We start from the raw sequence: 25,309 nt of genomic DNA, 5'->3' as shown, positions 1-25,309 counted from the left end.
CACTCGGCCGCGGCGCACTTCCGCGATCGGTCCCGGTTCCGTTACAGCAGACCGGCGTCGGCGAGCACGCGGTCGACCTCGTCCGCATCGGCAACCTCGATGCCGAGCAGCACGCCGCGCACTGCCTCGGCCGCCTCCGGGTTCAGTGCAGCCAACGCCGTCGCATCCGGTGCCGCGAGGGCGGTCCGGACGTCGTCGCCGCGCAGCGACGCGACCGTACCGGCGAGCAACGCGAGGACCTCGGCGCCGTCGTTCGCGCGGGCGACGAACCCGACGGACGTGTGGGTGAGCACCGCGAGGAAGTCGGCGACCACGTCGGCCGGTTGACCGGCGACGAGTCCGGGGCTGTGCCCGGCGTCGGCGAGGAGCTGCGCCGATTCGGCGAGCGTCGGGCCGGATTCGTCGGGCGCGACGAAGACGGCGACCGGCGCGGACAGGCTGAGTTGGAGGGCGTCGTCGACCTGCTCGGTGGTGCAGTCCACGTGGTACCGGACGGCGCGGTGATCGATGGAGCTCTCGAGTGCCCGGGGTTCGACGTCGAGCTCGACGACCAGGGTGCCCGCATCTGCGTCGGTACCGACCGCGGAGGTGAGCACGGACGCGGCCACGATCGGGTGGCCGGCCGTGACGGAGTTGCGAACGGCGGCCGGGACGGCGGCCTCTCGCCGCTGATGGAGCAGCCCCGCGACGAGCGGCTGCGGCTCGCTGTTGCGGGACGGAAGAGTCGGCATCGACAGGGACACAGGGATCGACACACCACCACGTTAGCCCGGACCGGCGACAACTCCCGCTTCCGCGCCTGGGGGTTGCCCATCACCACCCGAGGAATTAGCTTAGGTTTACCTAAACAAACCGAGCTCGCGTCCCACGAACCGAAGGATGCCGTCATGACCCGCACCACCGGACCGTCCACCGCCGAACGCGTACGCAGCGCGAGCGCCCGCGCCACCGACGCCGTCCTCGCTGTCGCCGGCACCGACCCCGTCGTCACCTCGCTGCACCACCTGCGCGGCGACGGCACCGTGGTCGTCGTGGCCCCGTCCGACGCGGCCGTCACCGCGCTGGCCTGGCAGTACGGTCCCGGCGGGCTGCCGGCGGTCCTCGAACTCACCGACTACGCGCCGCTCGCACTGCGGGAACCCGTGCGCTCGCTCGTGTGGTTGCGGGGCAACCTGGTCGCGTTGCCCGACGAGCGGGCCCGGCAGCTCGCCGACGCCGTCGCGGCCGAGCACCCCGATCCCGCCCTGCTCGACCTCGGGCACGGCGCCGCACTGCTGACCCTGCGGCTCGAGTCCGCCGTCGTCGCCGACAGCAGCGGCGCCGAGTCCGTCGCGATCGACGCCCTCCTGGCCGCCGCACCCGACCCGTTCCAGGACGTCGAGACCGTGTGGCTGCAGCACCTCGAGGAGGATCACGCGGACCTCGTCGAGATGCTGGCCCGGCGCCTGCCGTCGACCCTGCGCACCGGTCGGGTGCGTCCGCTCGGCATCGACCGGTACGGGGTCCGCCTGCGGATCGAGGGCGCGTCCGGAGATCACGACGTCCGTCTCGACTTCACCGAACCGGTCGGTGACGCGATGGCCCTGAGCCGGGCGCTGCGGATCCTCGTCGGCTGCCCGTTCGTGAACGGGTTGCGGGCGAGGCACTAGTTCCTTGCGGGTCGGTCACCGGAGACCGAACCCGCAGCCGATCCGCCGCCACGGGTGTACAGAGAATCTGTGAGCGGACGTAGCGGTGCGCGATGACGGTGATGCAGCCGGTGGATCTGGCGCTCCTCGTCGGGGAGATCGGTTCCCGAACGCTGCACATCGGGGTGTTGCTGATCTTCGGCCCCTCCCCCGACGGGTCCGACAGCGTCGCGGCCGACGCCTACCGGAAGGCGCTCCTCGCCGAGTCCGCGCAGTCGGCGCTGATGGAGATGCCCGTCCTCTCGTACAGCACCGGCGGCGTCCCCGTGTGGCGATCGGCCGAGCGCATCGACATGGGCCGGCACCTGCAGCGACTGGCTCTACCGCACCCCGGGGGCGAAACCGAACTGTTCGCACTGGTCGCCCGACTGCACGAGAACCGCCTCGACCGGTCCCGGCCGATGTGGGAGGGCTACCTGATCGAGGGTCTCGCCGACGGCGGGTTCGCCCTCTACGGGAAGATCCACCACGCGACGCTGGACGGGATGTCCGGAATCCGGATGATCGAGCAGTCACTCACCACCGACCCGTCCCGCCGCGACATGCCGCTCCTTCTCGCCCCGGAGGCCGCACCCGCACCGCAGGCCCGGCGTCGACGGAATCCACTGAGCCTGGTCGGTAGCGGTCTGACCGCGGTCGCCGACGCCGCGGGCCTGGCACGCCGCACCACGGTCGGCGCGGCGGACTGGATCGGCCGCGCGATCACCACCGAATCGACGGTTCTGCCGATGCGCGCCCCGCACACGGTGTTCGACGGCAGGATCCGCCCGGAACGCGTCTTCGCCGGCCGGTCCTGGCCCAAGAAGAGGTTGCGGGCAGTGCAACGCGCGACGGGCGCGACGGGCAACGACGTCGTCCTCGCGATGTGCGCGGGCGCTTTGCGCAGCTATCTGGTGACGCGGGACGCCCTGCCGACGTCGTCGCTGGTGGGTCTGGTCCCGATCGCGCAGCGCCGACGGGAAGACGCGACCGGCGGCAACGCGTTCGGACTGGCGCTGTGCAACCTCGGCACCGATCTGGACGACCCGCACGAACGCCTCGACCGGATCCGCCGTTCCATGATCGACGCGAAGCGCCGCGTCCGCGCCGCCGGGGCCGGTGCGTCCGTGATCGCCGCGATCCCGACGCTCGCATCGAACGTCGCACGTATCCTGCCGTTCGGCGACCTGTTGCCGCCCAGCTACAACGTCGTCATCTCGGACATTCCCGGTCCCGGGGCTCCGCTGTTCTGGAACGGCGCCGAGTTGCAGCACATGTACCCGCTGTCGATCGTGTTCGACGGGACCGGGCTGAACATCACGATCTGCCGGTACGCCGACCGCGTCGACTTCGGCGTCCTCGCGCATCCGGAATCTGTGCCGGACCCCGGGTGTTTTACGGATGAGATCGAGATTGCACTCGGCGATCTCGAACGACCATCGGAAGTGCACTCGTCATGACTGCCGCAGTACCTCGGCGCGCCTCGGACGGGGATCCGCGCCGGAAGCCCGGCGAGCCGGCGTATCGACCGCCGACGACGATGCTCGTCGACCCGCGCTTCGAGGCGCTCGCGACACAGTTCTTCCACCTGTTCCATCGCACCCGCGACGGCGGCGGCGCCCTCGCCGTGTACCTGCACGGCCGGCCGGTCCTGGACGTGTGGGCCGGGTGGGCGTCACCGATCCGCAAGTGGGACTCGGAGACCGTCACGCTGTCGTTCTCGACCGGCAAAGGTGTCGCGAGCACGGTGTTGCACCGCCTCGCGCAGCGCGGGCTCGTCGACTACGACACCCCGGTGGCCGCCTACTGGCCCGAATTCGGGGAGGCCGGCAAGGAATCGATCACCGTCCGTGAACTGCTCAGTCACCGCGCCGGACTGCACCGGATCCGCGGCCTGGTGCCCGGCCGACTCGCGCTGCTCGACCACGACCGGGTGACCGCGGCCCTCGCCGCGGCCGTCCCGGACCCGCGCCGCACCAAGATGCCCGGTTACCACGCCGTCACCTACGGAACGTTGATCGCGGAACTGACCGCACGGGTGGCGGGCAAACCGTTCACCGAACTGGTCCGCACCGAGGTCGCCGAACCGCTCGGCATCCCCGAGTTCTGGTTCCAGGTTCCCGAATCCGAGAAGGCGCGCATCGCGAAGGTCTTTCCGCACATCAACCCGTTCGGAGTGCCGTGGGGGCTGACGTCGCTGACACTGTCGCGGGTGCCGCGCCTGAAGGACATCGCCGACGCCGGCATGCCGGAGGGCTTCGACCTGCTCGTGCGCAACCCCACGATCCACGATTTCGTCATGCCCGGATGGAACGGGGTGTTCAGCGCCCGCGCGCTGGCCCGCATGTACGCGGCGTTCGCGAACGACGGCGTCGTCGACGGCATCCGATTCCTCGAACCCGACACGATCGCGCAGCTCAGCGAGGTGCAGACCCGTGCGCGCGACTACGTGCTGGGCATCCGGATGAACTGGCGGCTCGGCTACCACGCCGCGCTGGTCGCGGCCCGCACTCAGCACTCGGGCGCGTTCGGGCACTACGGCATGGGCGGGTCCGGCGCCTTCGCCGACCCCGACACCGGACTGTCGGTGGCCTTCGTGACGAACCGGCTCGGCAACGCGGTGACGCCGTTCGCGGACCTGCGGCTGCCGAGCCTCGGCGCCCGCGCCGAATCGCTCGCCCACAACCTCTGACAACCTCTGACACCGATAGCGGCTAGCGTCGGCGAGGTGATCACCCGCACGACCGTCGACTCGTGGCTCCGGCCTGCCTCGCCGACTCCGTCCGCACCGCCGCTGGGCGCCCGCGAACGCCGCGCCCTCTGGTTCGAGATCACCATCGTGCTGCTGGTCACGTTCGGGCTCAACGGGGTCTACAGCATCCTGTCGCTGCTCGAGTCGGCGCTGCAGCCGGGTGGTCTCTCGGACCAGGCGGTCGCGCTCAACTCGTCCCGGTCGACGCAGTCGTTCATCGACCTGGCCCGGCAGCTGCTCGGTGTCGTCAAGCTCGCGGCGTGGGCGGCGCTGGGCCTGTACCTGCTGTGGCGCAGCGGCCTCGGCCCCCGCCGAATCGGTCTCGGGCGGTCGCAGCTGCGCGGCGGGATTCTGCCCGGCGTCGGGCTCGCCGCCCTGATCGGGCTGCCCGGGCTGGCGTTCTATCTCGCCGCCGTCGCGCTGGACATGAACCTCACCGTCCTGCCGAGCACCATCGACGACCACTGGTGGCGCCTGCCGGTGCTGGTGCTGTGGGCGATCGCGAACTCGGCCGCCGAGGAGATCCTCGTCGTGGCGTACCTGATCTCGCGCCTGCGCCGGCTCGGGTGGAGCGAGAACTCGTCACTGCTGGCGTCGGCGCTGCTGCGCGGCAGCTACCACCTGTACCAGGGACTCGGCGGCGGTCTCGGCAACATAGTCATGGGGTTGATCTTCGGCCGCTACTGGCAGCGCACCGGCAAACTGTGGCCGCTGGTGATCGCGCACGCCCTCATCGACGCCGTCGCCTTCGTGGGCTACGCACTGCTGCGCGGGCACCTGTCGTGGCTGCCCTGACCCCGGTTCGCCGTCGTCGTGCGTATTCTCGGATGTCGTGAACGGCGAGACCCCCGACAGACGTCAGCCGGGCCCGCCGCACCGCGGCCGGCCCCAGCCACCGCGCAACGTCCCCCCGCCCCCGCCGCCGCGTCGGGGCGGGCCGCCGCCGCAGCGTCACCCACAGCAGCCCGAGGGCACCCAGATCATCCGCCGCGACGGGCGGCACGGCGGTCCCGCTCCGCGTCCGGAGCCGGCCCGCGCCTGGTCGCAGGCACCGGAACCGCAGGCGTACTCGCAGTCCCGCGGATCCGGTCACGCACCGACCCAGACGCCGCGCCCGTACGCCGAACCACGCCGGATCCCGCCGGCGCCGCGCAATCCGCAGCCGCCTGCGCCGCCTCGGCCCCCGGCCGCGCCGGCCGAACCCCCGAAGCAGCGCCGACCACGCAAGCGCGGCACGTGGCTGCGCCGCGTCGCGTTGGCGCTCGTGGTGCTGCTGGTCGCATCGGTCGGCGGTGTGGTCTTCCTCGACACCAAACTGAACCGTGTCGACGCCCTCGCCGACTACCCGGGCCGCGTCGCGGACACCCCGGGTACCAACTGGCTGCTGGTCGGCTCGGACAGTCGCGCCGGCCTTTCGGCCGAGGAGGACCGGCAACTCGCCGCCGGCGGTGACATCGAGGGCAAGCGCACCGACACGATCATGCTGGTGCACATTCCGAAGAGCGGCGCCACCACGATGGTGTCGATCCCGCGCGACTCGTACGTGAACATCCCGGGCATGGGTCGCGGCAAGATCAACGCCGCGTTCTCACAGGACGACGGCGAGCAGGTGCTGGTGCAGACGGTCGAGGAGGCCACCGGTCTGCACATCGACCACTACGCCGAGATCGGCTTCGGCGGTTTCTCGGGCATCGTCGACGCGCTCGGCGGCGTCGACATGTGCGTGCCGTATCCGATCGACGACCCGCTGGCAGGCATCAACCTGCAGGAGGGCTGCCAGGAACTGACCGGCCCGGAGGCCCTCGGCTTCGTCCGCAGTCGCGCGACGGCGATGGCCGACCTGGACCGGATGAACAACCAGCGGGCGTTCATGAGCGCCCTGCTGAAGAAGGCGACGTCACCGTGGACGCTGGTCAACCCGTTGCGGTTGTGGCCGATGATGACGAAGACGGCCAATTCGCTGCAGGTGGCCGAAGGCGATCACCTGTGGAATCTCGCCGGCCTGGCGTGGGCGCTGCGCGGCAGGATGGTGACCACGACGGTCCCGGTCGGCGGCTTCGACGTCGTCGACGGCTGGGGCGACGTGCTCCTGTGGGACCGGGAAAAGGCGTCGGAATTCTTCGAAGCTCTGGCAAATGACCGACAGGTTCCCCCGAGCCTCCTCACCGGCGCACCGTGATGCTCGTCGCTGTCCCGACAGCGACGGCACTACGGCAGCATTGCGGGCGGTAATGTTCCGTATATGACTGACGCGGCACACACCAGCGAGTTCCATCGATTGTTACAGGCCCAGATCCGCAACGAATTCACTGCCTCCCAGCAGTACACCGCGGTCGCCGTCTACTTCGATTCGCATGATTTGCCGCAGCTCGCCGGTCGCTTCTACAGCCAGGCCGCCGAGGAACGCGACCACGCGATGATGATGATCCAGTACCTGATCGACAACGACCTGCCGGTGACGGTGCCCGGCGTCGACGACGTCGTCACCGAGTTCGCGTCCGTCCGAGAACCCGTCGCCCTCGCCGTCGCGCAGGAGAAGACCGTGACCGAGCAGATCACGCGCCTCGCCCGCACGGCCCGGGACACCGGCGACTACCTCGGCGAGCAGTTCGTCCAGTGGTTCCTCAAGGAGCAGGTCGAGGAGGTCGCCAGCATGACGACGCTGCTCACCATCGTCGATCGCGCCGGTGACAACTACTTCAACATCGAGGACTTCGTGGCCCGCGAGATGAGTTCCGCGGTGACGGCGGACTCCACGGCGCCCCGGATCGCCGGCTCGGGCGCCTGACACCCCTTCGCTGCAATTGCCGACATCCCCGGCAATTGCAGCGAAACCGAACACCGGGACAGTCCGCCGAATTGAGGCAACACTAATTGAGGCAATACTAGGCTTAATTAGGTTCCGCTTGGGTGACAATTCGATCCACGCGCCTATATCGTGGCTCCATGAGTGCTGCAGACGATTCGCATCGGACGAAATTCCACGCACTTCTCCACGACCAGATCCGCAACGAATTCAATGCGTCGCATCAGTACCTCGCGACCGCTGTGTATTTCGACAATGCCGATCTTCCCCAGTTGGCCCGCCACTTCTACAAGCAGGGCAACGAGGAACGCAATCACGCGATGATGATCATCCAGTACTTCCTGGATCGGGACATCGCTGTCGAACTCACCGGGGTCGACCCCGCGCGGTGCAGTTTCGACGGCGCCCGGGAGCCCATCGCGCTCGCCCTCGCCCAGGAGAAGGCCGTCACCGAACAGATCGTGACCCTCGCGCGGACGGCCCGCGACGACGGCGACTATCTGGGCGAACAGTTCATGCAGTGGTTCCTCAAGGAGCAGGTCGAGGAGGTCGCGCGCATGACGACGCTGCTGACCATCGCCGATCGGGCCGGGTCCAACCTGTTCGATCTCGAGGACTTCGTGGCCCGGGAGATGCGCAGCGTCGACGACGCCTCGGGCGCCCCTCCGGCCGCCGGCGGCACCATCTAACTGTCGAAACAGCTGAAGGGTCCCTTCATGCGCTCTGAGCGCACGAAGGGACCCTTCAGCTGTTCGGAAACAACTCAGCGCAGGGTGACCTGACGGCTGCGCAGGCCGTCCCGCGCTCCGCGCTCCGCCACGGTGAGCGGCGCGTCGGTGGCCAGTGCCTCGGCGAGACGCTCGCCCAGTTCGGCGGTCGCAGCCGCCCACTCGTTGACGTGCTTCTCCGGATCGAGGTCGAAGACCGGGACCAGCAGGCCGTGCGTACGGAACGACCCGGCGAACCGCGAACCCTCACCGAGATGCAGCGCGCCGGCAGCGTGCACGCGAGCGAGGGCGAGCATCAGATCGTCCTCGTCCTCGGGGCGCACCCAGCGCAGGTGGGCCTTCTCGCCGGCGTCGACCCACCACGCGGCGACGACGCCGTCGGCCTCGAGACGCGCGGACGGCATGATCGCCTGGTTCGCCTGCACGACGGTGGCAGCGACGTCCGGGGTCGGCTCGACGCCCTCGGGGATCCACCAGTCGAAGGTCTGGTGGACGGTGATCTCGGGGAGCGTGTCGGCGACGAGGACATCGGCCAGGCGCGGGCCGCCGGCCTGCGGGTCGGCGAAGGCCAGCGACGTGCCGGGCTCGGCGGTCTGCGCCCACGTCACCGCGGCACCGAGGTCGGCACCCGGGTCGGCGGTGTGCGCCTGGACCTGCAGGCCCACGTAGCGGCCGGCGGTGCCGGCCTCGTCGCGCACCAGCGCGGCGACGGCACCGGGCAGGACGGTCGCCGCGGTCACCGGGGTGGCGGTGTCACGGACCGGGAGTTCGACGAGCGCGGACGGCACGAACTCGCGCAGCGCGACGAGATCGCATTCGACGGCAAGGCCCTCGAACGGGCGGGTCGGCGCGGCGACCTCCGCCTCGCGTTCGAGGCGGCGCTGCTCGAGCTTCTCGGCTCGGTTGCTGCCCGGCTTGGGACCACTGTTTCTCTTGCTCTTCTTACCCACGAGGCCAAAACCTACACGGACGCGACGGTTCGCTCAGCCGCCCAGCCAATTCTTGGTGCGTCCCGGATGGTTGGTGGCGACCCAGCTGACCCCGAGTTCCCGGCACAGCGCGACGTCCTGGTGATCGTCGACGGTCCAGCAGTAGGTGGCGCGGCCGGCGGCGGCCGCCTTGTCGACGATTTCGGGGTGCTCGCGCAGTGTCTTGATCGACGGCCCCACCGCGGTGGCCCCGACGGTGGTGGCGGCGCCGCCGCCGAGATAGCGCGACGCGTCGCCCAGCAGGACCGTCGGGAGAAGCGGAGCGGATCGGCGGATCCGCCACACCGCGCTCGCCGCGAACGACATCACCACGGCCCGCGAGTGGTCGGCGGATGCGGGGGCCGCCAGTCCGAACCGGGCCAGTTCCGCGAGCAGTTTGCTCTCGACCAGACCCCCGTAGCGGACAGGATGCTTGGTTTCGATGAACAGCTTGGTGGGCCGCGACGTCCAGTCGAGGACCAGCGTGATCAGGTCTGCCAGCGTCAACAGGCCGGCGGGCTCGTCGCCGTCGCCGTAGTCGAGTTCGCCGAGCGAGCTCAGTGTCATCTCGCTGACCACACCCGTGCCGGACGACGTCCGGTCGACCCGGCGGTCGTGGACGCACACCAGGTGGCCGTCGCGGGTGAGCCGCACGTCGCACTCGAGTCCGTCGGCGCCCTCGGCAAGGGCCAGTTCGTACGCGGCGAGGGTGTGCTCGGGGCGGGAGGCGGAGGCGCCGCGGTGTGCGACGACGAGTGGTCCACGGCGGTCGGGGCTCATCCGGCCATCGCCTCCTCGGGCCGCGGGACGTTGATCCAGCGGGTGACGGGGTGCGGCCGACCCAACAGGTCACGCCCGTCCAGCCGCCGGATCACGAGCAACGCCAGCAGCGCCGTCGCGACGCCGACGGCCGCGGTGACCGCGGCCAGCACGACACCGTCCGCGCGCGCCTGCAGCGAGTCCTGGTTGCGCCACACCACGTTTCCCACGACGAGGACGCCGCCGGTCACCCAGGCCGTCCACCAGAGGCGGATCGCGCGCCGCAGGCGGCGATCGTCGCCGGCGATCTCGCGGAGGTACACGGCGGGCATCGCCAGATTGAGGCCGGGCACGAGCACGCCGACGAGAATTTCACGCAGCGGGCGGGGATCGGTGAGGCCGCGGTCGGCGAAGACGCGGGCGCGTTCGACGTGCAGCCGGCAGGCGACCGCGACGGCCGCGGCGACCGCGACCAGCGGCCCGGACAGCTGCGTCGACCACACCATCGCGTCGGAGATCGCGAGGGTGAGCGGATCCACGAGCCGGACGCGGTTGAAGACGAGCAGCCCGTAACGGAAAGCCTCGGCGAGGGTCGCGAGGCCGAACACGAGGGCCGTGCAGGCGAGCAGGGTGGGCGCGAGGTCGGCGACGGCGTCGGTGCGGCGGGCCGGCGCCTCACGCTCGTCCGGCGGCGCATCCAGCAGGCCCCAGCGCGGGATCTGGCGGTACCGCGGGGTGGGGCCGGGGGACGTGCCAGTCCGGCGACGCACTTCGGGTGGGTACGGGCTGCGAGCCACCCAGCGGAAGTTGCGGCCGGCGACCGGCGCCGGTCGCCGCGTGTCGACGGGAGAGAGGAGGACGCCCTGGCAGCGCGGACACCACTGTGCGGGCGCACCGGCCACCGGCCACTGCGACGCGCACCGGGCGCACACCTGGACGACGGTCATCTAGAAGATCTTCGGTGTATTGGGATGGTCGTCCGACGTCAGCGGGAGCCCCGCGACCTGCCACGCCACCATGCCTCCGTCGACGTGATAGGCGTCGAAACCGACGGAGTTGAGGAACTCGACGGCGACGATCGAGCGGCCACCCTGCCGGCACACGACGTACACCTCGGCGTCGATGTCGATCTCGTCCATGCGGGCCGGGAGATCGACGACCGGGATGTGTTGCGCACCCGGCGCGTGGCCGAGTGACCATTCGTCGTCTTCACGCACGTCGAGCAGCACGACGGTCCCGTCGCGCTCCACCGGGAGGTCCGTCACGTGCACTGTCGGAACGTGTGGAGAGGTCACACCGTCGATTCTGGCACGACCCCCCGTCGCAGGAGGCGCGTCCGGCGTTACGCCACGGTCGGGTTCGTGACCGGACCGAGACTGTAGTGGAGATCACAGCACCGAAATGAGTATTCAAATGTGACCTGCACCACTTGCGCTGAGGAGTTATCCACAGTTTCCACAGGCTCATCCACAGTTCTGAACAACTTTCGCGGCGATCATCCACAGGTCAGCGCCATGCTGTGGGTGATTCGCTGACAACTGTGCACCGTGGGACTCGCGGCAATCCACAGCCTGTGTGGATTCACCCCCTCTGCGGACTGCCGCGAGCCGGCGCGGACCGGAACTCCCACCCGGGACGCGTGCCCACGTCCCGCCCCCGAGTTCCGGCCCGGCCTCCCCCCTCCGTCGGGACGCTCCCATCCCGACATCTGCTCTGACGCGGCGGCGGGCGAATCGGTTCCCTCGGCGTCCGACGCACGTCACACTCGCAGGTGCGGCACAGTGGACTGCATGGACCTGAGAATCTTCACCGAACCGCAGCAGGGCGCCACCTACGACGATCTTCTCGCGGTGGCGCAGGCCGCCGAACAGTGCGGGTACGACGCCTTCTTCCGGTCCGACCACTACCTCGCCATGAACGTCGAGGGCCTCCCCGGTCCGACCGACGCATGGATCACACTCGCCGGACTCGCGCGCGAGACGTCGACGATTCGCCTCGGCACGCTGGTGACGTCGGCGACGTTCCGCTACCCCGGTCCGCTCGCGATCTCGGTCGCCCAGGTGGACGCGATGAGCGGAGGACGGATCGAACTGGGCCTGGGCGCCGGTTGGTACGAGGAGGAGCACCGCGCGTACGGCATCCCGTTCCCGCCGCTCGGAGAGCGCTTCGACCGCCTCGAGGAGTCGCTCGCGATCATCACCGGACTGTGGCAGATGCCGGAGGGACAGACGTTCACTCACGAGGGCAAGCACTTCCCGATCACCGACTCGCCCGCCCTGCCCAAGCCGGTGCAGTCGCCGCGTCCGCCGATCGTGATGGGTGGGATGGGCAAGAAGCGCACGCCCGCAATGACGGCCCGCTACGCCGACGAGTTCAACCTGCCCTTCGTGTCGGTCGACGACACCGTCGCGCAGTTCGGGCGAGTCCGGGAGGCGTGCAAGGCGATCGACCGCGACCCCGATGCGCTCGTCTACTCCAACGCGCTGGTGCTGTGCTGCGGACGCAACGACGAGGAAATCGCCCGCCGCGCCGCGCGCATCGGCCGTGAGGTCGACGAGCTGCGCGAGAACGGGCTGGCCGGCACCCCGGCCGAACTCGTCGACAAGATCGGCCGCTACCGCGAGGCCGGATCGCAGCGCATCTACTTGCAGATGCTCGATCTGGCCGACCTCGACCACATCGAACTGGTCGCGTCGGAGGTCATGCCCCAGATCGGCTGATCCGACCGACGAACAACCGACCGACAACTTCACCAATCGGGCACAGCAACGGCCGCAAGGCTTTTGCGTCACCGAAGCACCACACGAGGTGCGCATCCGGATCCGTCGGGTGCGCACCTCGCCGTTTCCCCGCCCCCCGGAACAAAGTGTTCCGTTGAACGGGAGGGCTATCTGTGATCTCGTCCGCGCCATCTGTAATGGGACGTCATTCGTGTGACTCGGACCACATTTTGCAGAAAGGCGTTACATGTCAGGAACTCTCGGCACCGCGGCCACCAACCCGCGCGCCGCATCCGGAAGCGGCTGGACCCCGCGGCTCGCCCTGTCCCTGGTCTCGATCGCGCTCGTCCTCGAAATCGTCTCGCTCAGTTCGACGATGGCCGCGGTCGCCATGATGCCCATCGGTGAACACTTCGAGACCGATCAGGTCGCCTGGGTGACGACGGCCTACCTGCTCGCCGCCGCAGTGGCCTGCCCGCTGGCCGGCAAGCTCGCCGACATCCACGGCAAGCGCAAGGTGTTCCTGATCGCCATGGCCATTGCCGCCGTCGGCGCGCTGATGTCCGCGGTCGCTCCCAGCTTCCTGGTCCTCGTGATCGGCCGTGGCCTGTTCGGCGTGCTCATCGCCTGCATGTTCCTGGGCTTCTCGCTGATGCGAGACGTCTTTCCGCCCAAGACCCTTGCGCTCGCGGTGAGCATCGCGGCCGGCGGCATGGGACTGATGACGATTCCGTCGCCGTTCATCACTGGCCTGCTCGTCGATGCGTGGGGATTCCGCTCGCTGTTCTGGTTCCTGCTGATCGCCCTCGCGGTGCTCGCCCCGCTGGTCATGCTGACCACCCCCGAGTCGCCCGTCCGCAACAACGCGCGCCTGGACTACCTCGGTGGCGCCCTGCTCGGCGGTGGCCTCGCCACGATCCTGGCCGGCATCAGCTTCGGCCCGTCGTGGGGTTGGACCGACGGCGGCACGCTGCTGATGCTCCTCGGCGGCCTCGCGCTCATCGCGATCTGGGTGCCGATCGCACTGCGTACCACCGACCCGATCGTGGATCTGCGCTTCTTCCGTCACGGCCCGATGCTGCGCATCTGCCTCTCCGCAGGATTCGCGTACGGCACCATCTCCCTGTACGCGACACTCGTCCCGATCATGTGCATGACGCCGTCCGTGCTCGGCCTGGGCTACGGCTTCGGTGTCGACGCGAAGGGTGTCGGTCTGCTCCAGATCCCGATGGGCCTGGGCAGCGTCATCGCCGGCATCGTCGTCGGCCGAATCCTGCGCAGGACCTTCCCCACCCTCACCCTTGCGGGCGGTGCGGGTCTGCTGTTGCTCGGCTCCGTGTTCACGGCGTTCTGGCACGTCGGCAAGGTCGAGGTCCTCTTCGGCATCCTGCTGTTCGGCCTCGGTATGGGCGCCACCACGGCGTCGATCCCGAACCTCACCATCGCCTCGGTGCCGCCGTCGGTCCAGGCGTCGATGTCGAGCATGGTCCAGGCGTCGCAGACGCTGATCGCCTCGATCATGCCGGTCATCGCGTTCGCGGTGCTGAACTCCAACGTCGCCACCGCGGTCGACGGGTACGGCTTCTACACGGACGGCAGTATGAGCGTCGCCTACCTGATCTCGGCCGCGTCGTCGCTGGTCGCGATCGTCATCGTGCTGACCCTGCACCGCCGTCGCAAGCAGATCACCGAGCAGGTCGCGGCCCAGACGGCCGCCGAGGTCCCCACCAGGGAACCGGTCGTGGCCGCCTGATCAGCGCCCGCACGGGACCGGCGCCGACTCCCTCGGCGCCGGTTCCACGGATCAGGAAACCCCGGCTCAGGCTCCCAGTCCCACAGGACAACTCACGCCGGTCGCGTGGACGGGGCAGTAACCGCCGGGATTCTTGGCGAGGTACTGCTGGTGGTAGTCCTCGGCGTAGTAGAAGGTGTCGAGCGGGGCGATCTCGGTGGTGATCTCGCCGTAGCCGGCGGCCGCGAGCCGCTTGCCGAACGCTTCCGCCGTGGCTCGCGCGGTCTCGGCCTGTTCGTCCGATTCGGTGTAGATCACCGACCGGTACTGGGTGCCGCGGTCGTTGCCCTGACGCATGCCCTGAGTGGGGTCGTGGTTCTCCCAGAACTGCTTGAGGATGCCCTCGTACGAGATCTTCGCCGGGTCGAACACGACCAGCACCACCTCGGAGTGTCCGGTACGGCCCGAGCACACCTCCTCGTAGGTGGGATTCGGTGTGAAGCCACCCGCATAACCGACGGCGGTCGAATACACGCCGTCCAATTCCCAGAATTCCTTCTCCGCACCCCAGAAACAACCCATGCCGACGACGGCGGTCTGCATGCCGTCGGGGAACGGCGGCCGCAACGGGTGCCCGTTGACGTAGTGGGCATCGGGAACGGGCATCACGGCGTCACGACCGGGAAGCGCCTGATCCTGGGTGACCATCACGGATTTCGTACCGGCAGGGGCGAAGAGGTCATCGAACCAAGACATAATCCGATGCTACGCGCGGTCGCGGTTCGCCACCGGATCGTCAGCGGGCTCCGTGGGCCCGGCCGGCTCGGTCCGCCCGGTCGGCTCGGTCGGCTGGGTCGAGGTGGTGGCGCCACGTCTGGTGCGCTCGGTCAACCACCGGGCGGCCGGTACCTCGACCCACCGGTACAGGGCCTCCGACACCAGAGCCGTGACCACCAGGAAGGCGACCACCGCCCCCGTCCGGCCCAGTGGACCGACGGCGTTCTCGTACACCCGGTACAGGATCAGCGTGTGCACGAGGTAGATCGCGTAGCTGCGGGTCGCGGTCCAGCGGACGACCGTCCAGCGTGTCGGGCTGCCGCGCCACCGTCCGAGTGCCACCACCAGCACGGTCACCGCGGTGATCGTCCACAGGTAGCGGTCGCCGGCCCAGTAGACCCGGATGTCGGTGGCGAGGCGCACCACCTCGATCTGCGCGAGGACGCCGACGACGATCCAGCGCCACGTCGTCAGCCGCGCCCACCACATGTACATCAGCTGCCCGAGGAAGACGGCCGGCAGCGTGGCTGCGACCTTCGACAGCATCGGCACGGTGTACGGGTGCGGCGCGTAGAGGTTGTAGAGCAGCACCAGCGCGCACGCAGCGGCGCCGACGAGCGGGACGGCGACCGGCCGCGTCCGCAGCACGGGGCGCATCGCGACGCAGTACACGTAGAACAGCACCTGCACGACCAGCGTCCAGGTGACCCCGAGCACCGCGACCTCGGGTTTGAGGAAGAAGCCGCCGAGCACGAAACTGAGCGCGGCTTCGACGTTCGAGACCCCCTGCTGCCCACTGAACATCCCGTTGATACCGAAGCGGACCAGCAGGATCGCGGCCGCGATCGCGACCCAGAACGCGGGGAGCAGTCGGCCGATCCGGTCGAGCAGAAATCGGCCGGGTGCGTGCCGGATCGCGGATCTGGTGATCACCGCGCCCGTCAACACCATGAAGATCGCAACGCCGACGAACGACAGATGTTGATTGAGACCGAGTCCCTCGACGAACACCGCGTAGACGCCGTCGATCAACCACCAGCCGTCACCGAGGTCGTCGATCAGATAAAAGGAGATGTGCGAATAGATCACGGCGAGCACCGCGATGGCGCGCAGGAGATTTGCCCCGGTCAGTTCGACACGTGGCGCCCTCTCGACACCCGGGGATGAAGCGGGCGTCACGGAAGGCACCGCTCGATATTAGTGTTCCGTTCACTTCGCGTTCCAATTTCGGGCGCCGACCGTAATGTCCGACACACGCGAAATCGACCAAATTGAGGGTGGCCGAACTTTTTTGTGAGGGCCTTCCCACCTGAGCGGTCTGGTTGCGCAGGGTGTACCAATGAGATTGGGTTATCCCCGAGCACGATTCACGAATACACACGTCAGGGCACCACGCCCGCAAAGAAGGGATTCTCGTGTCTGTCTACACGCTGCCCGATCTGCCGTACGACTACGCCGCTCTCGAGCCCCACATCTCCGGCAAGATCATGGAGCTCCACCACGACAAGCACCACGCCGCCTACGTCGCCGGCGCCAACACCGCCCTCGACAAGCTCGCCGAGCTCCGTGAGGCCGACGCCCTCGCCCCCGTGGTCAACCTGCACGAGAAGAACCTCGCCTTCCACCTCGGCGGCCACACCAACCACTCCGTGTTCTGGAACAACCTTTCCCCCGAAGGCGGCGACAAGCCCGAAGGCGAACTCGCAGCCGCCATCGACGACCAGTTCGGCAGCTTCGACGCCTTCCGCAGCCACTTCTCCGCCAACGCCAACGCCATCCAGGGCTCCGGCTGGTCCATCCTCGCCTGGGACTCCATCGGCCAGCGCCTGATCATCGTCCAGCTCTACGACCAGCAGGGCAACATCAGCATCGGCCTGACCCCCCTGCTCATGCTCGACATGTGGGAACACGCCTTCTACCTCGACTACCAGAACGTCAAGGGCGACTACGTCAACGCCTTCTGGAACATCGTCAACTGGGCCGACGTCGCCGACCGCTTCACCAAGGCACGCACCCAGACCACCGGACTCATCGTCCCCGCCTGATCCGACGCGCGTCAGCGCTCCGGAACATCCGACGGCGCCGCTCCCCTCTCGGGGGTGCGGCGCCGTCGCGCATTCCCGCCCCACCCCTCCCCTCCCCTCCCCGCGCCTCGCCCCCTCCGCGTTTTGCGCACTTATCGCGCGTTTTCGGGGTCCGGGAGCGCGACAAGTGCGCAAAACGCGGGAGCTGAGGGGGTCATCCGACGATGACCTCGTGGTCGGCGAGGGCGTCGGTGCGGGCCTGCAGGCGCGTGCGCAGCGTCTCGACCTGCTCGGCCAGGGCGTCGGCGGTGAGCGAGTCGCTGGTGGGGACGGAGTCGGCGATCTCGTCGAGGATCTCGATCGCCCGGCCGCTCGCGAACAGCTGCTCGTACAACTCCCTGTAGGCGTTCTCGTAGATGCCGGTGAACGCGCCGGACGCGAGGAACCGCTCCTTCAAGGCATTTCCGCTACGCATCCCCCCGCCGCCCATCGCCGGCGCCCCCTGCCGACCCGGACCTCCCTGCTGAACCGGTGCGCCCTGCTCCTGCCGCTGTCCACCCATCCTCGGTCCGCGCTGCTGCGGCTCACCGGCGGTGTCTGCGGTCGGAACCTCGGTGGTCGCGGCACCGGGGGGTCCCCCCATGCCTCCCATGCCGATCGAATCATGGGGTCCGGCAGTGGAGTTCGACGACAGCGCGAGGTTGAGATCCCACGAGACCACCGTGAGCTTCTTCGTTCCGAGGTCGTACCAGAGGTAGTAGTTGCGTCCGGGCCCAGCCATGTCGTCGCTGTTGACCAGGAGGTTCTGCGTCGCGACGTAGCGGGCGAACGACTCGACGTCGACGTGATCGGACAGGTGTGCGGCGAACTCGTCGTCACTCGCGCCGTCCATCCACTTCAGGAAGCTGATGATCGGTTGCAGGTCCTGGGAGCCTTGACCGTTCACCTGCGTGAACTGGTCGGCGTACGTCGTCTGGTCGTCGCCCTGATACGTGAACGACGAGTTGGCGTCGGCCTTGTAGAGCACGCCGGGGTCGTCGAACAGTGAGTTGGCGTAGCCGTCGTCGGGATGCTCGAGCAGCAGACGTGTCTGCGTCGCACCGCCGTTCACCGAGTAGGTCGCGTAGCTGTAGCGTTGCGTCGCCTGCCCGGACTCCGCCGTGAGCGACAGCGCGGTGGCCTCGTTCAGCACCGGCGATCCGGGACGCACCGACAGTTCGGTCATCCCCTGGTACGCCCGGCCCTCGACGAACTTGTCGAACCGGATCAGCAACGGCAGCGAGGTCGGGTCGTCCACGGACAACGACACCATGCCGCCCGGGCCGCCACCGCCCGGTGGGGCGAACCCCTCCGGGATCTCCATCCCCTCGGGAAGTCCCATTCCGTCCGGAAGTTCCATTCCTTCCGGAAGCTCCATCCCCTCGGGCAGTTCCGGCATCTGCATGCCACCGGGTCCCTCCGTCCCGCCGCGCAGCCCCATCAGCGTGGAGTTGCCCTTCAGCCGCACCCCGACGTCGGTGATCAGCGTGCCGTCGACGGTGACGTCGGCGGTGATCCACTCCTTCTCGCCCTCGTCCTGGTAGGCCGCGATCATCCGGTCGTAATCCGATTGCGAGAAATCGAGATTCACCGTGTGGTCCTGCTCGGCATCGAAGAAGTCGACGGTTCCTGCGATGTTCTCGGTGATGTCCGATGCGATGACGCTCGCGTTGCCGGTGATGTAGGGACGCACGCGCGTCGACCCGAATACCGTTGCGGCGACGAGGACGAACGCACAGAACACGGCGACGAGCGGCCAGTGCTGCCGAAGCGACACCGGAATGCGGTGCCGCAGTCGCCGCGGCGGGCCCCCGGAACCGTTATCGGTCGTCATCAGATATCGGTCTGGTCGTACCCGGTCAGGACCGTCACGCGTTGACCGGTGTTGACCTCGCTGAGCGCGGCGATCAACTCGGCCGGCTTCTTCCCGGGCTTCAGCTGCGCGGTGTAGTACAGCTCGGTGAGCGCGCCGGCGCGAACGGATTCGGTGCTGACGAGTTCGAACTCCTTGGTGAACTGGACCAGGATGTCCTCGACCACCGCGGTGTAGCCGGGCTCCGGCGGCACCTGCACCTTGACGACCTGACGCTGGACGTCGAGCTTGAACCAGTTGAACCGGCTCATCAGCACCAGCACGAGGCAGATCGCGACGGTCGCGGCGATCGCGAGGACGTAGAACCGTGTACCCGTGGTCATGCCGATCGCCATTACCAGGAAGATGAACCCGACGTCACGAGTTTCCTTGATGGCGTTGCGGAATCGCACCACGGAGAGCGCACCGACGAGCGCGAAGGCTCGCGCGATGTTGGAACCGACCACCAGCATGATGAGGCTGATGACCATGCCCACGAGCACGAGGGTCTGCACGTAGGACTGACTGTAGGAGACGTTCTTGTGGGTCAGCCGGTAGACCCAGCCGATGATCGCGGAGAGCACGAACGCCAACGACAACGACACGATGATGTCGAACGTGGAGAACGTACCGCTGAGGTCTTGGAGGTCGAAGTTCATCATGCTCCTGTCGGGGCGAACCGAGTGTCGAACACGTCGGCCGGTGCGGTGGTGAGGTTTTCGGGGAGTCCGTGCAGGCGCGACCGTGGCGCCAGGCCGAAGGCCTCCACGCTCTGGCAGTACTTGGAGACGCGCACCACCGACATGTCCAGTCGTGCCGTGAGGTCGGTGACCCAGTACGGCACACGCTCGTTGGCCTTGATCTCGACGATGCACAGGTGCGGCGGAATGATGAAGCGGTTCTCGGACGTCGACGCGAAGTGGAAGTCCCGGTCGCGGCCGTGTACCCGGTGGTCGATCGTCACGCGCAGGCCCAGGTCCGCCTCGGTGCCGACGAAGGCTTCGCGCAGGTATCCGGTGGTGACGGTCGGCACCAGGTCGAGATTGCCGAGGAGAGTCGACACCTCGCCGACGAAGGCCCGCTGCCGGTCGTCGTGCTCGATCGACCGACGCTCGTCGCACAGTTGTCGTGCCTGCGCGTACGGCAGTTGGATTCTGCGCTTCTGCGTCACGCGGTTGACCCGCTGTTTGATCTCGACGTACACCGGCGTCGCGTCGGTCGCCTCGGACGGCCGGCCGTAGAGCCGGACACGCAGCTTGCGCCGGAAGCGGAGCCCCTCGATCTTCTCCCAGTAGAACCGCAGGTTCCGGGTGTCGTAGTAGAGGCTCGTGACGGGATACCCGCCCACGGGGCTGAACTCGTCGGCCGCCATATGGGCGGCGAGCGCCTCCCGCAACCGCGGCACGTCGCGTTCCTCCGCCAGATACTTGATCTCGTAGCGGTTGAACGCGTGCAGTGAGCTGGCGGTCTGCAGGTAGCCGGAGGGCGCGGCGAGTCCGCGCGAACCGGGTGATGACATGGTCGGTGCAGCCTTTCTCTCGGGGGCGGCACCAGTTCATCGGGTGAACCTCGAGTGGACCTGCGGTGAACCTGGGAGGTTGCTCCGTCTCGCCGAGCAAGCGTTCAGTACGTAGTCTGGCCACTATGACGGACCTCACACTCGACACCCTCGCCACCGGTCTGGCGTTCCCCGAATGCCCTCGGTGGCGGGACGGCCGCCTGTGGTTCTCCGACATCTACCGCGGTGTGGTCCTGCGGCTGGATCCCACCACCGGGGACGTCGAGCATGTCGTCGAGGTGCCGGGTCAGCCCGCAGGCCTGGGGTTTCTGCCCGACGGCGATCTCCTGGTCGCGTCGGTGGAGCAACGCAGGATCTATCGTCTCGGTTCCGACGGCACGCTCCGGCCGCACGCGAACCTGAGCGGCATCGCCACCTGGCACCTCAACGACATGACGGTGGACCGGCACGGCCGGACGTACATCGGTAACTACGGCGATGCCAGCGCACCCCCGGAACCGCCGTTCCCGGCCGACCTGGCGATGGTCGAGGCCGACGGTACCGCGCACATCGTGGCGACGGAGATGATGTTCGCGAACGGCATGGCGATCACCCCGGACGGCTCGACACTCATCGTTGCCGAGACCCGCGCGACACCGGCACGCCTGTCCGCGTTCACGATCGAGGCCGACGGCAGCCTGGTGAACCGCCGCGCACTCGTCGAGTTCGACGATCCCCGGGTCATGCCCGACGGGATCGCGCTCGATGCCGAGGGGGCCGTCTGGGTGGCGTCGCCGTTCAGCGAAGAGGTCATCCGCGTCGGCGCGGACGGCGCGATTCTCGATCGTGTCTCCGTGCCGCACCCGTACGCGGTGGCGCTCGGCGGCGCCGACGGCCGCGATCTGTTCGTCTGCACCGCAGACACCTGGGTCCCCGAGGAGGCCCTGCGGCTCGGCGGCGGCGCGATCCGGCGCATGCGGGTCGCGGTGCCCGGCGCGGGCCTCTGACGCCGGGCTGGCACTCGAGACCCCTTGTGTGCCAGCACTACCGCGGCGCATGCTCGTAGTACCCAACGAGGTGTGAACGACGCGCGCCGGGCGGGCCCGACATCGGGTTCGCCCGGCGCTCCCGTCGTCGACGGGTACCGCGCGGGAAGAATCGAGGCCGAGATGAACGAGAACGACTTCGTCGGAATCGCGCCGTTCCACGCCTCGGGAGACCTGCGCGGCTTCGTCATCTCCGGACGTTGGCCGGACACCACGCGGGAGTGGGCGCAGTTGCTGGCACTCGCGGTGCGGATCGCGTCGCTGCCGGGACTGTTGCCCACGTCCACCGTGTTCGGAGCCCGGGAAGAGGTCCCGGACGATCCGGCACCGGGAACGGTCGGTTTGATCATCGCGGAGGGTCCCGTCCTCGGCGACTCCGCGGTGTCGCCGGGTCGCTTCGTTGAACACCAGCCCCCGGCCCTGATGATGTTGCATCCGCCGGCCGAGACGGTCCCGTCGCTGCCGGAGTGCACGGGCGCCGCGTCGGGTTGCCTGTTGCTGCCGGGACTGCCGCATCTCGGGCTCGAGCATCGCGCCGCATGGGTCGAGGCGGAGGCGGACGGCACTGTCACATCGATGATTTCGCGCGTGGGAATCGACCCGATCAGCGATCCCGACACCGCAGTTCTGGCAATGCTGCTCGCGGCGTGACCGGCACCGAAAGAGAAAAGTTCGGTATTCCAAACTTATTGCAGCCTTTGCACTTTCACCAATCCACGGTTATCGTTGCGTCAGCGAAGGGGAGTAGCCCCCAATCGCTGGGTCGACATACTGGCCGGCACGACCAAGTGCCCGCCCGGCTCAGCGGACCGGTCTCCGTACCGGTGGGCGAGACCTTCGGCCCGCGAGCGCGCCGCGTTCGGGGCCGGAGGAAGGTTTCCCGACATCCTCCGAGAACGAGAAGTCCGGAGGAGGTTCCACATGCTGGCCGCGATGCTGCTGAGTTTCGGCGTCATCTTCGTAGCGGAACTGGGCGACAAGTCCCAGCTCATGGCAATGACATTCGCCCTGCGTTACCGCTGGTGGGTGGTGATCGCGGGCATCACCGTCGCCACCACCGTCGTGCACCTGGTCTCGGTCGGCGTCGGCCACTTCCTCGGGGCGGCACTGCCCACCACGGCGATCTCGATCGTCGGCGGCATCGCGTTCGTGATCTTCGGTCTGTGGACCCTGCGCGGCGACAGCCTCTCCGACGACGAGGAGAGCAAGGCCGGCAAGGTCACCGGCTCGGCCTTCCTGGCGGTCGCGTCGGCGTTCTTCCTCGCCGAACTCGGCGACAAGACGATGCTGGCCACCGTCACGCTCGCAGCCGACAACGACTGGGTGGGCGTCTGGATCGGCTCCACAGTCGGCATGGTGGCGGCCGACGCCCTCGCGATCGTCGTCGGCGCGGTTCTCGGCAAGCACCTGCCCGAGGCGGTCGTCCGGATCGGCGCGGCGGTCCTGTTCTTCGCCTTCGGCGCGTGGCTCGTCCTCGAGGGACTCTTCCCCGAGAGCCCGGCCGGCCCGATCACCGCCGGTGCGGTGGTGGCGGTCGCCGCTGTGGGCGCCGGCGTTCGACGCCTGACCAAGGGCCGTCCCGCACTCGAAGAGTCCGCCGATCAGCCCGACCGGTCGCGCACTTCCTAGACTGACGGCATGGATCAGACGCAGCCCGAACTGCTCGCGCCCCTCGGTGATCTCACCGCGTTCGCCGGACGCTGGGTGGGGGGCGGTTCCGGCCACTACCCCACGATCGACGACTTCGCGTACGACGAGGAGATCGAACTCGCGCCGAGCGGCAAGCCGTTCCTGTTCTACCGGTCCCGCACCCGCAAGCCCGGCGGCGGCATGCCGATGCACACCGAGACCGGCTACCTGCGGCGGGCCGGCGATGGCGTCGAACTCCTGGTGGCGCAGCCCACCGGTTTCGTGGAGATCCACCGTGCCACCCTGTCCGACGGGGTTCTCGACTTCGTCTCGCACGCGCTCGACGCCTCCCCGGACGCCAAGCCGGTCCACGAGATCCGGCGCCGCTTCGAGCTTCTCGAGGGCGGGACGGTGCTCGCGTACGACATGTGGATGACATTCGACGCGGTGCCGATGACTCATCACCTGCGCGCGGAACTGCGCCGGGCGGACTGAGGATTCAGAAGTTCCAGTCCACGTCCTCGGTGGGTTTCTGCTTCCCGATGACGTATGCGCTGCCGGAGCCGGAGAAGAAGTCGTGGTTCTCTCCGGCCCCGGGATCGAGGGCCGACAGGATCGCCGGATTCACCTGGCACTCGGACACTGGGAACATGGGCTCGTATCCGAGATTGGCGAGCGCCTTGTTCGCGTTGAACCGCATGTAGGACAGCACCTCTGCCGTCCATCCCACCTCGTCGTACAGATCGGCGGCGTACGCGACCTCGTTGGCATAGAGCGTCTCCAACAAGTCGTAGGTGTAGCGCCGATGCGCGTCGCGCGCGCTCGCGTCGAGCCGTTCGAGCGCTTTGCGGCACTTGTATCCGATGTAGTACCCGTGTACTGCCTCGTCGCGGATGATCAACCGGATCAGGTCGGCGGTGTTGGTGAGTTCGCCGTGGCTTGCCCAGTACATCGGCAGGTAGAAGCCGCTGTAGAACAGGAACGATTCGAGCATCACCGACGCCGCCTTGCGGGCGAGGGCGTCGTCGCCGCGGTAGTAGTCGACGACGATCTGCGCCTTGCGCTGCAGGTGCGGGTTGCGCTCCGACCACTCGAACGCCGCATCGATCTGTCGAGTGGAGCACAGCGTCGAGAAGATCGAGCTGTAGCTCTTGGCGTGCACCGACTCCATGAAGGCCATGTTCGTCAGGACGGCCTCCTCGTGTGGGGTGACGGCATCGGCGATCATCGCGACGGCTCCGACGGTGGCCTGCGCGGTGTCGAGCAACGTCAACCCGGTGAACACCCGGATGGTCATCTCTCGCTCGGTGTCGGTCAGCGTCGCCCACGAGGCCAGGTCGTTGGACAGCGGAATCTTCTCGGGCAGCCAGAAATTGCCGGTGAGTCGGTCCCACACCTCGGCGTCCTTGGGGTCGGGCACCCGGTTCCAGTTGATCGCGTGAACCCGATCGACCAGGCGGTCACTCACCGCCGATCGCCTCCCGTAGGTCGAACGCGCGTCCGGCGCGCGCCGCCTCGAACCTGCGTCCCACATCCGACCAGTCGACGAGCGACCACAGCCGATCGATGTAGTCGGCCTTCACGTTCCGGTACTGCAGGTAGAAGGCGTGCTCCCACGCGTCGAAGACGAGCAGCGGTGTGCTGGTGATCGCGAAGTTCGTGTGGTGGTCGTGCAACTGGTGCACCACGAGTCGGGCGCCCACCGGATCCCAGGCCAGCACGCCCCAGCCCGATCCCTGCACCGTGGCCGTCGCCGCAGACATCTCTGCACGAAAACCCTCGAAGCTCCCGAAGAACTCGTCGATCGCGGCCGCCAGTTCGCCGTCGGGCCGGTCGCCACCCGTCGGCGACAGATTGCGCCAGAAGATCGAGTGCAGCGCGTGGCCGGACAGGTTGAAGGCGAGGGCACGCTCGAGTCCCGCGAGCGCCGAGTGGTCGCCACACGCGCGTGCCTCCTGGAGTTGTTCCACTGCGGTGTTCGCGCCCCTCACGTATGCAGCGTGGTGTGCGCCGTGATGCAACTCCATCACCTCGCCGGAGATCGCGGGTGCGAGCGCCCCGTAGTCGTAGGCCAGGTCGGGAAGAACGTAATCGGGCATCTCTGGTCACCTTTCGTCGATGAATTGCCGTCAGACTAGCTCGAGTTCGGTCAGACGAACATTTCAGTTCTATTCAACGAACTTCCTGCCTGGTGGAACATGCGGTCACCAGAATCACTCAATCGCTTGATTGAACTCGGGAGTGACCGTAGGCTCACGATCCAGTATCGGAATTCGAACTGTTACCGAGATCGGTTCGCGCTCAAGGCTTCT

26 protein-coding genes are annotated in these 25,309 nt (G+C 68.2%); 14 read left to right on the top strand and 12 right to left on the bottom strand.

Translation table 11 applies throughout. The features are described 5' to 3' along the window. Positions 1-41: 41 nt before the first annotated feature. Positions 42-755, bottom strand: coding sequence for a hypothetical protein (locus tag C7H75_RS00780; RefSeq protein WP_084847061.1), 714 nt, complete (start codon positions 753-755; stop codon positions 42-44). A gap of 132 nt (positions 756-887) precedes the next feature. Here C7H75_RS00780 and C7H75_RS00775 point away from each other — a divergent pair, with 132 nt between their 5' ends. The 7 genes from C7H75_RS00775 to C7H75_RS00745 all read left to right on the top strand — a co-directional run bounded on the left by C7H75_RS00775 (position 888) and on the right by C7H75_RS00745 (position 7,914). Then, on the top strand, positions 888-1,649 hold the full coding sequence (locus C7H75_RS00775) for a DUF2470 domain-containing protein (RefSeq protein ID WP_005516371.1): 762 nt from the start codon (positions 888-890) through the stop codon (positions 1,647-1,649). A 92-nt stretch (positions 1,650-1,741) separates the two neighbouring features. Beyond that, positions 1,742-3,127 carry a wax ester/triacylglycerol synthase family O-acyltransferase gene (locus C7H75_RS00770; RefSeq protein WP_106850822.1) on the top strand — a complete coding sequence of 462 codons (1,386 nt, stop codon included), beginning with the start codon at positions 1,742-1,744 and terminating at the stop codon, positions 3,125-3,127. After that, on the top strand, positions 3,124-4,359 hold the full coding sequence (locus tag C7H75_RS00765) for a serine hydrolase domain-containing protein (protein WP_005516374.1): 1,236 nt from the start codon (positions 3,124-3,126) through the stop codon (positions 4,357-4,359). Before C7H75_RS00770 ends, C7H75_RS00765 begins: the two co-directional genes overlap by 4 nt. Before the next feature lie 36 nt (positions 4,360-4,395). Further along, on the top strand, positions 4,396-5,214 hold the full coding sequence (locus tag C7H75_RS00760) for a CPBP family intramembrane glutamic endopeptidase (RefSeq protein WP_106850821.1): 819 nt from the start codon (positions 4,396-4,398) through the stop codon (positions 5,212-5,214). A gap of 184 nt (positions 5,215-5,398) precedes the next feature. Next, complete coding sequence (locus C7H75_RS00755; RefSeq protein ID WP_106851966.1) at positions 5,399-6,598, top strand: LCP family protein; 1,200 nt, start codon at positions 5,399-5,401, stop codon at positions 6,596-6,598. A gap of 63 nt (positions 6,599-6,661) precedes the next feature. Then, the gene (locus C7H75_RS00750) at positions 6,662-7,207 is read left to right on the top strand and encodes a ferritin (protein WP_005516378.1); all 546 of its coding nucleotides are present in this window, start codon (positions 6,662-6,664) and stop codon (positions 7,205-7,207) included. A 158-nt stretch (positions 7,208-7,365) separates the two neighbouring features. Next, a complete protein-coding gene (locus C7H75_RS00745; RefSeq protein ID WP_005516379.1) occupies positions 7,366-7,914 on the top strand; it encodes a ferritin in 549 nt (182 codons plus the stop codon). A 74-nt stretch (positions 7,915-7,988) separates the two neighbouring features. Here C7H75_RS00745 and C7H75_RS00740 read toward each other — a convergent pair whose 3' ends face one another. The 4 genes from C7H75_RS00740 to C7H75_RS00725 are packed head-to-tail and all read right to left on the bottom strand — an operon-like array spanning position 7,989 to position 10,975. Then, entirely contained in the window at positions 7,989-8,903 is a 915-nt protein-coding gene (locus C7H75_RS00740; RefSeq protein WP_013414485.1) for a DUF5926 family protein, read from the bottom strand. A gap of 33 nt (positions 8,904-8,936) precedes the next feature. Beyond that, a complete protein-coding gene (locus C7H75_RS00735; RefSeq protein ID WP_022593329.1) occupies positions 8,937-9,701 on the bottom strand; it encodes a glycerophosphodiester phosphodiesterase in 765 nt (254 codons plus the stop codon). Beyond that, on the bottom strand, positions 9,698-10,627 hold the full coding sequence (locus C7H75_RS00730) for a DUF4328 domain-containing protein (RefSeq protein WP_106850820.1): 930 nt from the start codon (positions 10,625-10,627) through the stop codon (positions 9,698-9,700). Before C7H75_RS00730 ends, C7H75_RS00735 begins: the two co-directional genes overlap by 4 nt. Beyond that, the gene (locus C7H75_RS00725) at positions 10,628-10,975 is read right to left on the bottom strand and encodes a rhodanese-like domain-containing protein (protein WP_175280009.1); all 348 of its coding nucleotides are present in this window, start codon (positions 10,973-10,975) and stop codon (positions 10,628-10,630) included. A 495-nt stretch (positions 10,976-11,470) separates the two neighbouring features. On the opposite strand from C7H75_RS00725, the gene C7H75_RS00720 reads away from it, so the two are divergent. Together C7H75_RS00720 and C7H75_RS00715 are read left to right on the top strand one after the other, a co-directional pair. After that, positions 11,471-12,400, top strand: a complete 930-nt coding sequence (locus tag C7H75_RS00720) for an LLM class F420-dependent oxidoreductase (protein WP_106851964.1) — start codon at positions 11,471-11,473, stop codon at positions 12,398-12,400. Between the two features lie 247 nt (positions 12,401-12,647). Continuing rightward, positions 12,648-14,153, top strand: coding sequence for an MFS transporter (locus tag C7H75_RS00715; RefSeq protein WP_005516387.1), 1,506 nt, complete (start codon positions 12,648-12,650; stop codon positions 14,151-14,153). A gap of 66 nt (positions 14,154-14,219) precedes the next feature. Here the strand turns inward: C7H75_RS00715 and msrA are convergent, their stop codons facing one another. Both msrA and C7H75_RS00705 read right to left on the bottom strand, forming a co-directional pair. After that, on the bottom strand, positions 14,220-14,888 hold the full coding sequence (gene msrA / locus C7H75_RS00710; RefSeq protein ID WP_041673737.1) for a peptide-methionine (S)-S-oxide reductase MsrA: 669 nt from the start codon (positions 14,886-14,888) through the stop codon (positions 14,220-14,222). A 9-nt stretch (positions 14,889-14,897) separates the two neighbouring features. After that, on the bottom strand, positions 14,898-16,097 hold the full coding sequence (locus C7H75_RS00705) for an acyltransferase family protein (protein WP_394342291.1): 1,200 nt from the start codon (positions 16,095-16,097) through the stop codon (positions 14,898-14,900). A 227-nt stretch (positions 16,098-16,324) separates the two neighbouring features. Here C7H75_RS00705 and C7H75_RS00695 point away from each other — a divergent pair, with 227 nt between their 5' ends. Next, complete coding sequence (locus tag C7H75_RS00695) at positions 16,325-16,954, top strand: superoxide dismutase (protein WP_013414479.1); 630 nt, start codon at positions 16,325-16,327, stop codon at positions 16,952-16,954. A 193-nt stretch (positions 16,955-17,147) separates the two neighbouring features. Here C7H75_RS00695 and C7H75_RS00690 read toward each other — a convergent pair whose 3' ends face one another. Genes C7H75_RS00690 through C7H75_RS00680 form a run of 3 tightly spaced genes read right to left on the bottom strand, consistent with a single transcriptional unit; the run spans position 17,148 to position 20,343 of the window. Further along, the gene (locus C7H75_RS00690) at positions 17,148-18,806 is read right to left on the bottom strand and encodes a CotH kinase family protein (RefSeq protein ID WP_106850818.1); all 1,659 of its coding nucleotides are present in this window, start codon (positions 18,804-18,806) and stop codon (positions 17,148-17,150) included. After that, positions 18,806-19,483, bottom strand: a complete 678-nt coding sequence (locus C7H75_RS00685) for a DUF4956 domain-containing protein (RefSeq protein ID WP_005516395.1) — start codon at positions 19,481-19,483, stop codon at positions 18,806-18,808. The genes C7H75_RS00690 and C7H75_RS00685 overlap by 1 nt, the downstream gene beginning before the upstream one ends. Then, positions 19,483-20,343, bottom strand: a complete 861-nt coding sequence (locus tag C7H75_RS00680; protein ID WP_013414476.1) for a polyphosphate polymerase domain-containing protein — start codon at positions 20,341-20,343, stop codon at positions 19,483-19,485. The genes C7H75_RS00685 and C7H75_RS00680 overlap by 1 nt, the downstream gene beginning before the upstream one ends. A gap of 125 nt (positions 20,344-20,468) precedes the next feature. On the opposite strand from C7H75_RS00680, the gene C7H75_RS00675 reads away from it, so the two are divergent. The 4 genes from C7H75_RS00675 (at position 20,469) to C7H75_RS00660 (ending at position 23,492) form a co-directional block, all read left to right on the top strand. Beyond that, positions 20,469-21,329: an SMP-30/gluconolactonase/LRE family protein gene (locus tag C7H75_RS00675; RefSeq protein ID WP_106850817.1), complete on the top strand. Its 861-nt coding sequence runs from the start codon at positions 20,469-20,471 to the stop codon at positions 21,327-21,329. A gap of 162 nt (positions 21,330-21,491) precedes the next feature. Continuing rightward, positions 21,492-22,019: a hypothetical protein gene (locus C7H75_RS00670; protein WP_041674502.1), complete on the top strand. Its 528-nt coding sequence runs from the start codon at positions 21,492-21,494 to the stop codon at positions 22,017-22,019. Between the two features lie 270 nt (positions 22,020-22,289). Next, positions 22,290-22,997, top strand: coding sequence for a TMEM165/GDT1 family protein (locus tag C7H75_RS00665; RefSeq protein ID WP_005516399.1), 708 nt, complete (start codon positions 22,290-22,292; stop codon positions 22,995-22,997). 9 nt (positions 22,998-23,006) lie between these two features. After that, positions 23,007-23,492, top strand: coding sequence for a heme-binding beta-barrel domain-containing protein (locus C7H75_RS00660; protein WP_106850816.1), 486 nt, complete (start codon positions 23,007-23,009; stop codon positions 23,490-23,492). Positions 23,493-23,496: 4 nt separating this feature from the next. Here C7H75_RS00660 and nrdF read toward each other — a convergent pair whose 3' ends face one another. Both nrdF and C7H75_RS00650 read right to left on the bottom strand, forming a co-directional pair. Further along, entirely contained in the window at positions 23,497-24,465 is a 969-nt protein-coding gene (gene nrdF / locus C7H75_RS00655) for a class 1b ribonucleoside-diphosphate reductase subunit beta (RefSeq protein WP_069855318.1), read from the bottom strand. Next, complete coding sequence (locus tag C7H75_RS00650; RefSeq protein WP_013414471.1) at positions 24,458-25,096, bottom strand: superoxide dismutase; 639 nt, start codon at positions 25,094-25,096, stop codon at positions 24,458-24,460. Before C7H75_RS00650 ends, nrdF begins: the two co-directional genes overlap by 8 nt. Positions 25,097-25,309 lie beyond the last annotated feature (213 nt).

The organism is Rhodococcus (subgen. Prescottella) equi (genome assembly GCF_003013675.1).
Classification (GTDB): domain Bacteria; phylum Actinomycetota; class Actinomycetes; order Mycobacteriales; family Mycobacteriaceae; genus Prescottella; species Prescottella equi.
The sequence above is the reverse complement of the archived record's forward strand: the minus strand, read 5'-3'. Positions and strand labels throughout refer to the sequence as shown.